Annotated in this window: 10 protein-coding genes; 8 read left to right on the top strand and 2 right to left on the bottom strand. The window is 71.8% G+C overall.

Annotation, left to right across the window (positions count from 1 at the left end; all coding sequences use genetic code 11):
• The first annotated feature begins 90 nt into the window (after positions 1-90).
• A complete protein-coding gene (locus ABEA24_RS05630) occupies positions 91-4,341 on the top strand; it encodes a type VII secretion EssC family protein (protein ID WP_345429534.1) in 4,251 nt (1,416 codons plus the stop codon).
• Between the two features lie 308 nt (positions 4,342-4,649).
• On the opposite strand, the gene ABEA24_RS05625 is transcribed toward ABEA24_RS05630, so the two are convergent.
• Both ABEA24_RS05625 and ABEA24_RS05620 read right to left on the bottom strand, forming a co-directional pair.
• Complete coding sequence (locus ABEA24_RS05625) at positions 4,650-4,919, bottom strand: WXG100 family type VII secretion target (protein ID WP_345429533.1); 270 nt, start codon at positions 4,917-4,919, stop codon at positions 4,650-4,652.
• Between the two features lie 393 nt (positions 4,920-5,312).
• Positions 5,313-6,572 (bottom strand): MFS transporter, encoded by a 1,260-nt coding sequence (locus tag ABEA24_RS05620; RefSeq protein ID WP_345429532.1) that lies wholly within the window; start codon positions 6,570-6,572, stop codon positions 5,313-5,315.
• A gap of 295 nt (positions 6,573-6,867) precedes the next feature.
• On the opposite strand from ABEA24_RS05620, the gene ABEA24_RS05615 reads away from it, so the two are divergent.
• The 7 genes from ABEA24_RS05615 (at position 6,868) to ABEA24_RS05585 (ending at position 15,007) form a co-directional block, all read left to right on the top strand.
• Positions 6,868-7,893, top strand: a complete 1,026-nt coding sequence (locus ABEA24_RS05615) for an NADP-dependent oxidoreductase (RefSeq protein ID WP_345429531.1) — start codon at positions 6,868-6,870, stop codon at positions 7,891-7,893.
• A gap of 122 nt (positions 7,894-8,015) precedes the next feature.
• The gene (locus tag ABEA24_RS05610) at positions 8,016-8,741 is read left to right on the top strand and encodes a class I SAM-dependent methyltransferase (RefSeq protein ID WP_345429530.1); all 726 of its coding nucleotides are present in this window, start codon (positions 8,016-8,018) and stop codon (positions 8,739-8,741) included.
• Positions 8,742-8,871: 130 nt separating this feature from the next.
• Positions 8,872-10,632 carry an acetyl/propionyl/methylcrotonyl-CoA carboxylase subunit alpha gene (locus ABEA24_RS05605; protein ID WP_345429529.1) on the top strand — a complete coding sequence of 587 codons (1,761 nt, stop codon included), beginning with the start codon at positions 8,872-8,874 and terminating at the stop codon, positions 10,630-10,632.
• Between the two features lie 81 nt (positions 10,633-10,713).
• The gene (locus tag ABEA24_RS05600) at positions 10,714-11,559 is read left to right on the top strand and encodes a hypothetical protein (RefSeq protein WP_345429528.1); all 846 of its coding nucleotides are present in this window, start codon (positions 10,714-10,716) and stop codon (positions 11,557-11,559) included.
• Positions 11,508-12,722, top strand: coding sequence for a hypothetical protein (locus ABEA24_RS05595; protein WP_345429527.1), 1,215 nt, complete (start codon positions 11,508-11,510; stop codon positions 12,720-12,722). The genes ABEA24_RS05600 and ABEA24_RS05595 overlap by 52 nt, the downstream gene beginning before the upstream one ends.
• Positions 12,712-13,833, top strand: a complete 1,122-nt coding sequence (locus tag ABEA24_RS05590) for a hypothetical protein (protein ID WP_345429526.1) — start codon at positions 12,712-12,714, stop codon at positions 13,831-13,833. The genes ABEA24_RS05595 and ABEA24_RS05590 overlap by 11 nt, the downstream gene beginning before the upstream one ends.
• Positions 13,826-15,007, top strand: a complete 1,182-nt coding sequence (locus ABEA24_RS05585; protein WP_345429525.1) for a hypothetical protein — start codon at positions 13,826-13,828, stop codon at positions 15,005-15,007. The genes ABEA24_RS05590 and ABEA24_RS05585 overlap by 8 nt, the downstream gene beginning before the upstream one ends.
• The last annotated feature ends 9 nt before the right edge of the window (positions 15,008-15,016 follow it).

Raw genomic sequence — 15,016 nt, 5'->3', positions numbered from 1 at the left:
CCGGTCAAAGAGGCCCTCGCGGAAGTCGTTCACCTACCAAGCGCACGCTGGGTTACCGAATCCGCGCCGCCCCTCTGGGCGGGCGGGCGCATGCTCGATCCGGCCACGCCCGCCGCGCGGGTGCTGCGCGACGGCGCGGTCGTGGCCCTCGACCCGGCCGGCGCCGTCGCGACCGTCCTGACCGAGCCCACCGGCAGCGCCGAGATCCGCGTGACCGGCGGCCCCGCCGCCGGCGCGGTGCACCGCATCGGCATCGGCGAGACCACCGTCGGCAGCGGTCCCGACGTGGACGTACGCCTCGGCGACCCGTCCGTGCCTCCGCACGCCCTGCTGATCACGGTCGAGTCGCACCGCGTCACCGTGAACGGGCACGCCGCCCTCGACGGCGAGCCCCTCGACGGCACCGCCGAGTGGCCTCCCGGCGGAATGCTCGTGGTCGGGTCGTCCGTGCTGACGTACGTCCCGTCCACCGCCCCGGACGCGCACCTGTCGCCCATCGAGGACGGCGGGCTCGCCTACAACCGGCCACCGCGCCTGCTGCCCCCCGAGCGGCGGTCCACGCTCGAGGTCCCGCAGCAGCCCCCGCCCAGCCGGCGCGACCGGCTCCGGCTGCTGGGGTCCCTGCTGTTCGCCGCGACCGGCATCGTCATGGCCGTGGTCACCCGCCAGTGGTACTGGGTGCTGATGGCCCTGGCGTACCCCGTCATCCAGGTCGGCGAGTGGATCGGCGACCGGCTGTACGGCCGCAGGTCCTACAAGAAGGCGATGAAGGACTACCGGCACGCCAAGGCCGAGTTCGACGAGACCCTGGAGGCCCTGCGGCGCGCCGACGAGGACGACCGCCGCGCCCTCGCCCCCGACCCGGCCGAGGTGCTGCTGACCGCCACGGGCCCCCGGCGGCGACTCTGGGAGCGCCGACGCACCGACGCCGACGCGCTGCACCTGCGCGTCGGCGTGGCCGACCGGCCCGCCCGCATCGAGCTCACCCCGGGCCGCGGCGGCGACACCGAGCCCGTCATGCCCGAGCCGCCCGTCGCACGCACCGTCCCGGTCACACTGCCGCTCGCCGACCTCGGCGTGATCGGGCTGGCCGGGCCGCGCGACCGCTCCCGAGCCCTCGCCCGCTGGCTGGTCGCCCAGGCGGCCGCGCTGCACAGCCCCCGCGACCTGGCGATCGTCGTGCTGTCGGCCGACCCGGACGGCGGCGAGCACTGGAACTGGGTGCGCTGGCTGCCGCACTCCGCCCCCCGCGAAGGCGAGGAGTGCGTCGCGCTCATCGGCGCCGACCCCGAATCGGTCGCACGGCGCATCACCGAACTGGCGATCCGCATCACCGAACGCCGACGCGCCGCCGACGGCTCCTCGAGCGGACTGCTCGGCGCCGGCCAGGGCTCCGGCCCGTACGACATCCTCCTGGTCATGGACGGCGCGCGGCAGCTGCGCCGGGTGCCCGGCATGCCCCAGGTCCTGTCGCGCGGCCCGGCGTACGGGCTGCACGCCATCTGCGTCGACGACGACGAACGCCTCCTGCCCGAAGAGTGCACCGCCGTCGCCGTCTGGGACTGGGACCGGCCTGATCACGTACGGCTGCGCGGCCACGGTCTCGACTCCATCGGCCCGATCCTGGCCGACCAGGTCTCCACCGGCTGGTCCGACCGCATGGCCCGCGCCCTCGCCCCCGTACGCGACGTGTCCCGCGACGACGCCGAGTCGATGGTCCCGCGCGAGGCCCGGCTGCTGGAGATCCTCGGCATGCCGACGCCCACCGCCGCCCACGTCCAGGCGATCTGGGCGGCCGGGGGCCGTACGACCACGGCGCCGATCGGACTGTCCGCCGACGGGGTGTTCACCATCGACCTGCGCGTCGACGGGCCCCACGGCCTCATCGCCGGCACGACGGGCGCGGGCAAGTCCGAGCTGCTGCAGACCGTCATCGCGTCGCTCGCGGTCGCCAACCGCCCCGACGAGATGACGTTCGTGCTGATCGACTACAAGGGCGGCGCGGCGTTCAAGGACTGCGCGTCGCTGCCGCACGTCTCCGGAATGGTCACCGACCTCGACGGCCACCTCACCGAACGCGCCCTCGAGTCCCTCGGCGCCGAACTGCGACGCCGCGAGGAGATCCTCCTGTACGCCGGGGCCAAGGACATCGAGGACTACTGCGAACTGCACGACGACGGCGACCCCCGGGCGTTGTCACGGATGCCACGCCTCGTCCTCGTCATCGACGAGTTCGCCACGATGGCCGAAGACCTGCCCGACTTCGTCGACGGCCTCGTCGACATCGGCCGCCGCGGCCGTTCCCTCGGCGTCCACCTCCTGCTCGCCACCCAGCGCCCCGCCGGGGTCGTCACCGCCGACATCCGCGCCAACACCAACCTGCGGATCGCCCTGCGCGTCACCAACGCCGAACACTCCACCGACGTCATCGACGACCCGTCCGCCGCCCGGATCTCCAAGTCCACCCCCGGCCGCTGCTACGTACGGTCCGGCGCCGCCGCACCACAGGCCGTCCAGTCGGCACGCATCGGCGGCCGCCGCCCCGGCGCCCACACCGCCGTCCCCGCCGAGGTCGTCCCCCTACCCTGGCCGGGCCTCGGCCGACTTCTCTCTTTCACCGAAGCCCCCGACGACGAGGCCACGACCGTCACCGACCTCAAGACGCTCGTCGCCGCGATCCGCGAGGCCGCCGACCGCGCCGGCCTCGACGACCAGCCACCGCCCTGGCTGGAGCCGCTGCCGTCCCGCGTCACCCTCGAGGACCTGCCCGCGGTCTTCACCGACCACGACGACGTGCCACCGCTCGCGTACGGCCTGACCGACCTGCCGTCCGCCCAGTCACGCTCCGTCCTCGCACTGGACCTCGTGCAGGGCGGTCACCTGTACGTCGCGGGCGCGGCCCGCTCCGGCCGATCGACGGTGCTCCGCACCCTGGCGGGCTCCCTGGCCTCGACCTGCGGACCCGCCGACGTCCACCTCTACGCCATCGACTGCGGCGCGAACACCCTCCTCCCCCTCGTAGCCCTTCCGCACTGCGGCGTCGTAGTCGCCCGCGACCAGCCGGAACGCGTCGAACGCCTCCTCGCCCGCCTCCACGCCGAGGTCGGCCGCCGCCAGCAGATCCTCGCCGCGACCGGCTTCTCCTCCCTGTCCGAACAGCGCGCCGCCGTCGCCCCGACCGAACGCCTGCCCTGGATGCTCCTCATGCTCGACCGCTGGGAGGGCTTCGTCGCCGCCTTCGAGAACTACGACTACGGCCGCCTCATCGACTCCGTCCTGCGCCTCCTCCGCGAAGGCGCCGCCGTAGGCCTCCGCGCCGTCTTCACCGGCGACCGCACCGGCCTCACCGGCCAGGTCTCCACGGTGTTCGACGACCGCCTCGTCCTGCGCATGGCCGACCCGAACGACTACACGTACGCGGGCGTGAACGAGCGCCAGGTGCCGGGCGACATGCCACCCGGCCGCGTGCTCGAGCCGGTCGGCCCCGGCGGCGCCGCGCTGCGGGAATCCCAGATCGCGCTGCTCACCGAGGTCGCCTCCGGCACCGCCCAGGTCGCCGCCCTGCAACGGCTCGCCCGCGAGGCCGAGCGATCGTACGACCGCCCGGCACGCGGCCAGCGGCCACTGCACGTGGACGAGCTCCCGGTCCGGGTCACCTACGGCGAGGCGCTGGCCTTGGACCCCGACTTCGTCGCACCGTCCCCGCTGTGGGCGTTGGTGGGCGCGGGCGGCGACGAACTCGGCCCGGTCGGCGTCGACCTCCTGGCCGAAGGCCCCGGCTTCACCGTCGCCGGCCCGCCCCGTTCAGGCCGCTCTACGGTCCTGATGACCATGGTCACCTCGCTGCTCGACCCGAAGATCGGCGATGGCGTCGTGCCGGTGGTTCTGATCTGCCCCCGTCGGTCGCCACTTCGGGAGCTGCGCGGTGAGCCCGGCGTGCTCGCGATGCTGGAGACGCCGGACGACGCCTACCGGTTCGAGGAGGTCGTCGGCGGAGTGAGCCGGTTCGTGGTGGTGGTCGACGACGCGGAGCTGCTGGACACCACCCCGTTCGACGACGTACTCGTCCGGGTGCTCCGGGAGGCCAGGGACGTCGAACAGGCCGTCATCATCGGCGGTACGACCCAGGACCTCTCCCGCGGGTACAGCGGCTTCATCGCCGACACGCGACGCTCCCGCACCGGCGTCCTTCTCGCCGTCAACTCCCCCGACGACGGCGACGTCTTCAACCTCCGCCTCCCGCGCCAGATCTCCGTAGACGGCCCCACAGGTCGCGGCCTCTTCGTCCGCCTCGGCCAGACCGCTCCCATCCAGGCCGCCACAGCCGTACAAGGGATCTAGTGCCGACTCTGCCGAGCCCTCGCCCCTTGCCAGAAGCGAGAACTGTGGCGTGAACGCAGGAACTGAGGGCGCAGGTCGACGCCTCATACATGACGCACAAGAGCATCGGCGAGCGGAGTCAGCAGCAACAGGAAACCCTGAGCATTACTGGCTAAGAGACCACTGCAGTCGACTGACCACGGAATACGAGTCGCTTGATTTCTCCTTGCCGGCCGGAATGATCCACGGCGATGCGTGGCGTGGCAACGTCCTTCGTGATGGCAAGACTGGGGCGCCGCAGGTCTGCGGCGCCCCCTAGACACGTGGAGTTACTGGCCCACGTTGCGGAAGCCCTCCGCACGGCTGTTGATGTCCCGGTGGGCCTCCTGGAAGGCCGTGACCATCTTGTCGAACGATGGTTTGGCCTGCGCCCAGGCCTCGCGGAAGCGATTCGCTCCGGGGCCCTGCCAGATGCTCTGGCTGCTCTGCGTGTTGGTGTTGAGGTCCCTGATGATCTGGTCGAGCTCTTGCCCGTGCTTCTGGAAGAGACTGGCGAGTCTCTTCATGGCCTCCGGGTCACCGCCGTAGATGCCGCTCATCGGGCTTCCCTTCCGCTTCGCTCCGTGTCGTCGGCCGATGATCGAGTGCGGTCCGCAGCGAAGATCGATGACATCACGTGGACCGGGTTCCTCGACAAGAGGCCGCTCAGCCAGGTCGTAAAGCGTTGACTTAACGACTGGTTGCATCCTCTTTCTATATTGCCGTGCCAATCAAGCACGGGAAGGTGCTGCGACAAAGTCTCCTACCTGTCCACTTCTGGTCATGGGACTGCACAAACAAGCGCGACAGCAGCCGTGACGCGCAGGACAGCACTATCTCGACAGTTGCCGCATATCCGGGCTTAAGGCTGGCTTCCGATCAAAAAGCCGCCCGATGTATGGGACTCCACGGACGTGCCCGGTCGCGATGGCCACGTCACCGGGCAGCACTGGTCAGGATTCTTGAGGCGCCGTCGCCGTAGCCGCTTCGCGGACGCCGACTCCCGCCGGGAGGCGGCGGATCGCGGGGACTGTGAGGGCGCACAGGGCGACGAGGAACTGGAGGATGCCCGTCAGCCAGAGGGCCGGGTGGGTGCCGATCCCCGCCGCCAGCGGGCCGGCCGAGGCCTGGCCGATGGGCTGACAGGCGAAGGAACCGAACCAGTCGTAGGCGCTGACCCGGGACAGGGCGCCTTCGGGGACATGGTGCTGGAGGGCCGTCTCCATGAAGGTGTTGAAGAGCGTCATCCCGAGACCACAGAGGAGAGCGAGGCCGGCAACGGCGATGACGGGGAGGTGGGCGGCGAGACCGACGGGGGGCAGCGCGCAGAGGGCGAGGGCGAGCACGCCGGTCCGCAGTGGGCGTCGCGGATGGATGTGCAGGGCGGCGATGCCACCGATGAGGGACCCGGCGCCGAGGACGGCCTGGACGGCGGCCCATCCCGCCGGCCCACCGGATGACCGGGCAGTGATCGCCGGTCCAAGGACGTAGAACGCCGCGAACAGCAGGTTGCTGAGCGACGCCGCGGCGACAAGGGTCAACAGCCAGGGCCTGGAGCTGAACTCCGTCCAGCCATCCCGCAGGTCGCGTATGACGGACTGGGCCGGCGGCGGCCGGTGCCTGGGCAGCCGTAGCCGGGTGAGCATGATCGCGCTGAGCGCGAAGGTGGCCGCGTCGGCGGCGATCGCCCATCCGGGGCCTGCGAGCGCGAGCAAGAGGCCGGCCAGGACGGGGCCGGCGATCTTCCCGATCGAGATCGCCAGACCACGCAGCGCGTTGGCCTGCTGAAGGTGCCCGCCGGTGACGATGGCGGGAACGAGGCCGGTGGACGCGGGGTTGAACAGGGAGCTCGCCGCGCCGTGCACGGCCTGGAGGACCGCCAGTTCCCAGATCGTCGCATGACCGCCGATCAGCAACGCGGCCATCGTTCCCTGGCCGAGGAAGCGCGTCAGGTCGGCGACCACCATGATCCGGCGGCGGGGCAGCCGGTCGGCGATGACCCCGCCGACCAGCAGGCCCGCGATGAGGGAGATCGTCCGAGCCGCCAGAACGTACCCGAGATCTGCGGGCGACCCGGTGAGGTCGAGGACCGCGAACGCCAGTGCGACGCCGACCATGCCGTCGCCGAGCAGCGACGCCGACTGACCGATGAAGAATCGCCGGAATTCCGGTTCTCGCAGGACGGCGAGCGCCCCAGCGGCGCCCAGGCGCATCGCATCTCCCTCCGACGTCCGTGCGAGGAATTCGCTCAGGGCCTTTCTTGGTCCCCCGTGATCGCCCACGGGCGGCGACCGTCAGAGAGCTCAGTTCGTAGGAGCCGGGCACCGAACAGTCGGCTCGCGACCGTCCGCCGGTCCCCACGATCACCTGCCGGCCATATCGGTGCAACCGAATGATCTCTGTGAGTCCGATCACATGACGTGGTGCTCGATCGGGCGGCGATCATAGGCTCCACGCGCGATTCAGCCACTGAACGGTCGTCGGCGACCGCGGCGGAAAGGATGCGCGGTGGGCGAAAAGAACCGCTACTGGAGGCTCACCCGGAGGCCGATCGGGGACGACTACGCGTCCGCCCTCGATCTGGTCGAGGAGGAGACGCCCGACCTGGTCGACGGGGACGTGCTGATACGTAACACCTACCTCTCGCTCGACGCGGGCACGAGGATGTGGATGACCGCGCGCGAGGACTCGTACTCGCCGCCGACACCGCTGGGGTGCCCAGTGATCGGCATGGTGCTGGGCGAGGTCATCGCCTCCCGCCATCCTGATTTCCGTGAGGGCGACCTCGTACGTGCCTACGGGCAGTGGTCGGACTTCTCGGTGTCCCGGCCCGATGAGACGTATGTCGAGCGGGTGAGCCGGCGTCTTGACGATGTTCGCCAGCACCTGGCGGTGTTCGGGCCCAACGGCTGGACCGGCTATCTCGGCGTGGCCGAGTACGGCGCGGCCAAGGCGGGTGACACGTTCGTCGTGTCGGCGGCTTCGGGGGTCACCGGCGCGCTCGCCGGCCAGGTGGCCGCCCGGCTGGGCTGCCGGGTCATCGGCATCACCGGTTCAGCGGAGAAGGCCGCGTGGATCACCGAGGATTGGGGATTCGACGCCGCGGTCAATCGCCAGGACGGCGACGTCGCCGAGCAGTTGCGCACCCTGTGCCCAGATGGAATCGACCTTTATTTCGACAACGTCGGCGGAGAGATCCTGGACGCCGCGCTCGAGAACATGGCGCTGTTCGGGCGGGTCGCGATCTGTGGGCTCCTGACCAGCTACGGCGAAGAAGGGCCGATACCGGGCCCGTATAAGTTCGATCAGGTGCTGATGAAGCGGTTGAATTTCACTGGATTCTTCTCACCGGACTTCTATCACCGTGGCCCGGACGTCAACCGGCGCCTTCGTCCCTGGTACGAGGCCGGCGACTTGCGGATGACGTTCGACGTGACGGACGGCCTCGAGAACACTCTGACCGCATACAGTCGGCTCTTGTCCGGCGCAAAAATCGGCAAATCGCTCGTGCGGCTCGGTAACGCGAACGACTGAATTTCTTGCACGTCTCGATCCCCGGCGACGCGCGATGGCCGCCCGAACATCCCAAAAGGACGAATTCATACCTACATAGCACCTGATGCACCGTTCGCGGCTGATTTCGATACGTTGTTGTCGTGCTCGACTATGACCGCGAGGCCGCGGGGTACGACGCGTCCCGGGGCGGAGAGGCGCGGGCGGTGGCCGCCGCCGAGGCGGTCGAGCGGTTGCTGCCGGAGGACACGCGCGTCGTGCTGGACGTCGCGTGCGGTACGGGGATCGTGACCAGGCGGCTGACTCGCCCCGGCCGTCTGGTGGTCGGCATAGATCGCTCGCACGGCATGGCCGCGGTCGCCTCGACTCGGCTCCCCGGTGCCGTGGTGCTGGGCGACGCGGCGCGCCTTCCGGTCGGGTCCGACCGTACGGACGCCGTCGTGCTCATCTGGCTGCTCCACCTGCTCGACGACGCTGCGCCGGTGCTCGCCGAGGCCGCGCGCGTACTCCGGGCCGGAGGCGCCCTGATCACCACGGTGGACAAGGACCAGGCCGCCTTCGCCGTCGACAGCGATGTCGCCGCGGTGACGGCGGCCGCGCGGCGTGCGTACGCGCCGAAGGGGCCCGACCACGTGGACCGCGTGGTGGCGTCGGCGGCCGGGCTCGGGCTTCGGGTGGTCGGAGAGACGACCTTCGCCGGGGTCGGCCAGGGCCGGAGTCCGCGGCAGTGGCGCGAGCGGATCATGGAGGGCCGGATCCGCTGGGCCCGCGCGGCCGACCCGGCGCGGATCGCCGAGGAACTGTCCTCGCTGCCGGACCAGGAGGTGGCTCGGGCCGACCCTGTCTACCGGCTCATCGCCCTGGCCTGACGGCCCCCACGGCAGACGCCCGAGCAAGTGATTGGTTACATTGGAGATCGCCACAACCCGACGGCCCTTGAGCACGGGCGAAGCCGGGTTGCCTACACTCAGGTCGATCGGCGAGAGCGAGGAGTCGTACGTGCGCAAGGTCCTGATCGCCAACCGAGGTGAGATCGCCGTCCGTATCGCGCGGGCGTGCAGGGACGCGGGGATCGGCAGTGTTGCCGTCTACTCCGAGCCGGACCTGGACGGGCTCCACACTCGGGTCGCCGACGAGGCGTACGCGCTGGGCGGGCAGACGGCCGCCGAGAGCTACCTCGACATCGACAAGCTTCTCCGGATCGCCAAGGAGAGCGGCGCCGACGCCGTGCATCCCGGGTACGGGTTCCTCGCCGAGAACGCCGGGTTCGCCGAGGCGGTGATCGACGCCGGGCTGATCTGGATCGGCCCGCCGCCGAGCGCGATCGTGGCGCTGGGCGACAAGGTGCAGGCGCGGCACATCGCGCAGAAGGTCGGTGCTCCGCTGGTCGCGGGCACCAAGGATCCGGTACGGGACGCCGACGAGGTGGTGGAGTTCGCCCGCGAGCACGGGCTGCCGATCGCCATCAAGGCGGCGTTCGGCGGCGGAGGCCGCGGCCTGAAGGTCGCCCGCACGCTCGAGGAGATCCCCGAACTGTTCGACTCGGCCGTCCGCGAGGCGGTCTCCGCGTTCGGGCGCGGGGAGTGCTTCGTCGAGCGGTACCTCGACAGGCCGCGTCACGTCGAGACCCAGTGCGTCGCCGACCGGCACGGCAACGTCGTCGTGGTCTCGACGCGTGACTGCTCGCTGCAGCGCCGGCACCAGAAGCTGGTGGAGGAGGCCCCGGCGCCGTTCCTGTCCGAGGAACAGCTGGCGACCCTGTACTCCAGCTCGAAGGCGATCCTGCGCGAGGCCGGGTACGTCGGCGCGGGCACGTGCGAGTTCCTCGTCGGCCAGGACGGCACGATCTCGTTCCTCGAGGTGAACACCCGTCTACAGGTCGAGCACCCGGTGACCGAGGAGGTCGCCGGCGTGGACCTGGTCCGCGAGCAGTTCCGCGTCGCGGAGGGCGAGGAGCTGGGGTACGACGACCCGGCGCTGCGCGGGCACTCGATCGAGTTCCGCATCAACGCGGAGGACGCCGGCCGCAACTTCCTGCCCGCGCCGGGAACGATCACCCGGTGGAGCCCCCCGAGCGGTCCGGGCGTGCGCCTGGACTCGGGCTTCGAGGAGGGCATGACGGTCCCGCAGATGTACGACTCGATGATCGCGAAGCTCATCGTCACGGGCGCGAACCGGACGGAGGCGCTCCAGCGGGCCCGGCGCGCGCTCGCGGAGTTCGAGATCGGCGGAATGCCGACGGTCATCCCGTTCCACCGCACGGTCATCGAGGACCCGGCGTTCGTCGACGCGCCGTTCCGGGTGCACACGCGCTGGATCGAGACCGAGTTCGACAACACGATCGCGCCGTACGACGCGGCGGTGGAGACCGAAGAGGCCGCCGAGCGGGAGAGGGTGACCGTCGAGGTCGGCGGCAAGCGCATCGAGGTGGTGCTCCCCGCCGGGCTGGGCGCCTCCGCCTCCGCCGGCGCCTCCGGATCCGGCCGCGCGACCCCGGCCCGGCGGCGTGGCGGCAAGAAGGGCGGCGCGGCGGCCGCCGGTGGAGACGCCCTGGTCAGCCCGATGCAGGGCACGATCGTCAAGATCCTCGTCGAGGACGGCGCCACGGTCGAGGCGGGAGCCACCATCGTGGTCCTGGAGGCCATGAAGATGGAGCAGCCGCTCACGGCGCACAAGGCGGGCACCGTCACCGGGCTGTCCGCGGAGGTCGGCCAGACGGTCTCCAACGGCGCCGTCATCTGCGAGATCAAGGACTCGTAGTACTGCAACGGCCGGAATGATCCTCACGTACGCTCGCCGGTAGGCTTCGGGGGCGTGTGGCCAGTGCGTCTTGTCCCAGTTGTGACTGCTGTGGCGCTTGGTGCCGGGTTCGGGCCCTTCGCGTCGGCGGTCCCGGTGCAGGCTCTGCCCCGCGCGGCCGTGCCCGTACGGGAATTCGCCCAGGCCGCCGGGGTCGGTCAGACTGCCGTGCCGCCGCGGGTTCCCACTGCCGTCGTGGCGCTCGCGTCTCCGGGGCCCACCGATCGGACGCGAGGGCCGGGTGCGCGGCGGTCGCCGGACGGAACGACGCCGGCCCCGGCCGTGGTCACCAAGGCCGACTACATCGCCGGGCAGCTGGCTCACGACCCCGTCTTCATCAGCGACCATGTGCCGCGCGACGTGTCCCCGGAGGACGCCGAGAGGATCCGGGCGGCGGTGCGCGGGATGCCGGTGCCGACCTACCTCGCGGTGGTGGCCGACACGCAGGCGGAGGACGATCCGCTCAAGAGCCCGACGGCCCTGATCGCCCTGCTGCACGACAAGCTGCAGCGGCCCGGCGTGTACGTCGTCATGCCCTCGAACGGCATCGGTGTGGACGCACAGCAGTTCGGTACCAACCTGCCCATCGGGCCGGCGGCGGACGAGATCATCTACTCCCAGCCGTACAACGCCGGTCCCGTGCGCGCCATCCAGCGTTTCGTGGACAACATCCGGTCCGGGCGGGCGCAGCAGCGTTACGACGAGGCGCACGCCAGGAGCAAGTCCGGGTGGGAGCCGAAGCCGTATCGGGAGGCCCGCGACACGATCGACGACGCCCAGCAGGCCGGAGCGATCTCGGGCCTGGTCGTGGCGGCTCTCGGCGTGGCCTTTGTCGCGTGGCGATCCCGGAGAAGACCGGCCCGCACTCGCGGAAAGAGGGTCCGCTGATGCGCCGCGCGGGGGTGAGCCGGTCGCTCGCTGTGGGGCTGCTCGCCCTGTCGCTCCTGGCGTCCGTCGCATCGGCCGGGGCGACGTCGGCCGCGGACCGCCTGGACCGGATCGCGGCCGCGTTGCGGCGGTCGCCGGTCTTCGTCGACCCGGACGTCTCCTACCTGCTGGACGCCCGGGACCGGGCGGCCCTCGGGAAGCAGATCGGCGCGGCAGGCATCCCGATGTACCTGGTCGGCGTTCCGCTGCTGAGCGAGGACGAGTCCGGCGGTGAGGCCGACTACTTCCTCTACCTGCTGCATCAGCGGCTTGGGCGGCCCGGCGTCTACCTGGTCGCCGACCAGCGCGGCGACCTGGACTGGACGTCCTACCAGGTCCCGCGGAAGGCGTCGCTCGACTTCGACACCGCGCACGGCGACACGTCGCTGCCCAGGTGCCTGCACGACGTCATCGACGCGTTCGCCCGTGCTCCGTCGGCCGCGCCGTCCACGCCGCAGACGCCCGCTGCGCCGGAGCCGGACGGACGACACCAGAGGCCGTCCGCGGGGAGGCTGGCCGGGGAGTTCGCCAAGGTCTTCTTCCCCGTACTGATCGTGTCGGCCCTGGTGCTGTGGCCGCTGTGGCTGATCGGGCGGCTGGTCTTCGGCGGGGTGCGCCGGGCGGTTCGCGGCGACTCGCGCACGCTCGGGCGGCGGAGGCTGCGGAGGAGGGCCGCCGCGGAGCTCACCCGGCTGGCCGAGGCCCTCGGTCACGCAAGCGACGACCGTGGCCGCGGCCGCGCGACCGCCGACTACGACGCGGCCCGGCTGCTGTACGACGAGAAGAGCGACCCCGGCAGCCTGTTCGGGGTGATCGTGCTGGCGCTCGACGGGCAGGACGCGCTGCGGGCGGACACGGCGACGCCGGACCCGCGGTGCATGGTCGACCCGCTGCACGGCCCGGCGCCCGGGACGGTCCGGGTCTGGCTGCCCGGCCTGCCCGACCGCAGGCTGCCGCTGTGCGAGGCCTGCCGGCAGGCCGCGAAGGAGGAACGCCGGCCCCTCATGCTGATCATCGACGGCGAGAAACGCCCCTATTACCAGGCGCCCGGTCTGTGGGAGAGGATCCGGGGCCGGCACGCGAGCCTCCCCGAGGATGTTCTGGAGTACCTCGGTGTCGAGTGACGGAGCCGCGATCGCCGCAGCGCTCCGGCGCTCCCCCGTGTACGTCGATCCCGCGTACGAGGGAGCGCTGCCGACGGCGCGCCGGGAGCGTCTCGTGAAGCGGATCCGGCGGTCTCCGATCCCGATCTACGTGGTCCTGGTGCCGCTCGTCGCCGGTGGGACCTGGCAGAGCTCGGAGCAGGTCACCACCGTCGTCCGGTCGCACCTGGGCCGGGACGGCGCGTACGTCACGCTCAACACCGACTTCGGCGACGTGTTCGACGTCGTGATGTGGGGCGGGAGCGAGGAGCAGCGGCGGTCGGCCCATGCCGCCGGGTGGGCGATGTCGCTCGATCGGCGGTACGACAAGTCCTCCCTCGCGGACCGGCTCGATCGCTGCGTCGAGCTGATCGCGACCGGCAAGGGCACCGAGGCGTACGACCAGGCCCATGACCAGGCGTTCCCGCCCGGCGCCCCGACCCGGACGAAGACGAACGCGCCCGGTCCGCACGGCGTCCGGCACGGCGACGGGACGCCCGTCGCCCTCCCCGTCGCGGTCGCGGCGGCGGTGCTGGCGGGCGGCGGGGCGCTGCTGTGGCTGCTGCGCCGCCGGCGGGCGCGCGCGGCGCACGACAGGCTCGCGCTGCCGCACCGGGTGTTCGGTACGGCGCGGCAGGCGGACGAGGACGAGCTGCGGGCCCGCGCCGAGCGGGAGCTGATCGCGCTGGGCGAGCTGCTCGACGACGCCCAGGGTGACCCGTCCGAGCTCGGCCGCGCGCTGGACGCCTACACGGCGGCCGGGAAGGCGCTCGACCGGGCCGGGTCGCTCGCCGACCTGGCGGGCGTGCTCGTGCTCGTTCACCTCGGCCGGACGCCGCAGGACGCTCCGCCGCTGTGCTATTTCGATCCGCGGCACGGCGAGGGCGCGATCGCGGTCACGTGGCGGGCCCCCGGCACGCGTACGAGGCGCGACGTGCGGGTCTGCCCGCGATGCGCCCGGGCCGTACGCGACCGGGAGGTCCCGGACGTGCTGCTCGACGACGGCCGTCCCTACTACGAGGCCGCGACGATCTGGGCGGAGACCGGCTACGGCCAGTTCGGCGACCTGGTCGGAAGGATCCTCCGTGACTGACGCCACTGACGCGGCTGACGCGGCTGACGCGAGGCGGATCGCGGCGGCGCTGCGGCGTTCGCCGGTCTACGTGGCGCCCTCGTTCGCCTCCGCCGTCCCGGGGCCGGAACGCCTGGTCGAGGAGATCAAGCGGGCGCCGATGCCGGTGTTCGCCGTGATCGTTCCGCTGGTGCCGGGCGGCGAGTGGCCGGACTCCGGTCATCTCGCCGAGGACGTGCACCACAGGCTCGGCCGCGACGGCGTCTACCTCACCCTGGACGCGGACTCGCCGGGCCGGATCCGCGCGTACGAGTACGGCGTCGACCGCGACGCCATCGAGGCGGCCGGCGCCGTCTCGCTCGACCGCACCATGGACAGCGCGTCGCTGACGGACAAGCTGATCCGCTGCGTGCGGCTGATGGCCACCGGCCAGGCGCACGCCGCCTACCAGCGGCAGACCGAGGCCCTGAACCGGGGCGACGGCGCACAGCCGAAGACGCCACGACGGAGCGGGCACGGCGAGGCCCTCCCGTACGCGGTGGGCGGCGGTGCGGTCGTGCTGTCCGGCGTCGCCGCACTGCTCCTGTGGCGACGCCGCCGGATGGCGCAGATCCACGGCCCGGCGTCGCGGCGGCCCGCCTCCCGGCCGGCGGCGACCACCGCGCGGTCGGCCGCCGAGCTGCGTGAGCACGCCACCGCCGAGCTCATCCGGCTCGGGGACTCTCTGGAGGACGCGCGAGGCGACGCGGACCTGCTCCAGCGTGCCCTCGACGCGTACGCCGCGGCCGGGAAGGTCCTCGACACGGACCGGACCGTACCGGGGCTGGCCGGGGCCCTGGTGCTCATCGATATGGGACGCGACGCGTACGAGGCCGCCCGGAAGGGCAAGGTCCTGCGGCCCAGCCCGCTGTGCTTCTTCAATCCGCTGCACGGCGACGGCCCCGTGCCGGTGCGATGGCGGGCCGTCGGCGGCCGCGACCGGATCGACGTACGGGCCTGCGCCGCGTGCGCGAAGGCCGTGCGGGACCGCGAGACCCCCGATGCGCTGATCGACGGGACGATCCCCTACTACGAGGTCGATCCGAGGGGTAGCGTATGGTCAGCTACTGGTTACGGTCAGCTCAGGGACGACCTGGTGCAGCGGGTGCTGCGCGGTGACCTCACGTCGCGGGTAAGGAACCATCCCGACCACTGATTCGTCGAA

Source organism: Actinoallomurus vinaceus (assembly GCF_039542055.1).
Taxonomy (GTDB): domain Bacteria; phylum Actinomycetota; class Actinomycetes; order Streptosporangiales; family Streptosporangiaceae; genus Actinoallomurus; species Actinoallomurus vinaceus.
The sequence above is the reverse complement of the archived record's forward strand: the minus strand, read 5'-3'. Positions and strand labels throughout refer to the sequence as shown.

Coding starts and splice junctions, on each gene's coding strand:
- ABEA24_RS05630 (WP_345429534.1), top strand. CDS start 91: ATGCTCGATCCGGCCACGCCCGCCGCGCGGGTGCTGCGCGACGGCGCG.
- ABEA24_RS05625 (WP_345429533.1), bottom strand. CDS start 4,919: ATGAGCGGCATCTACGGCGGTGACCCGGAGGCCATGAAGAGACTCGCC.
- ABEA24_RS05620 (WP_345429532.1), bottom strand. CDS start 6,572: ATGCGCCTGGGCGCCGCTGGGGCGCTCGCCGTCCTGCGAGAACCGGAA.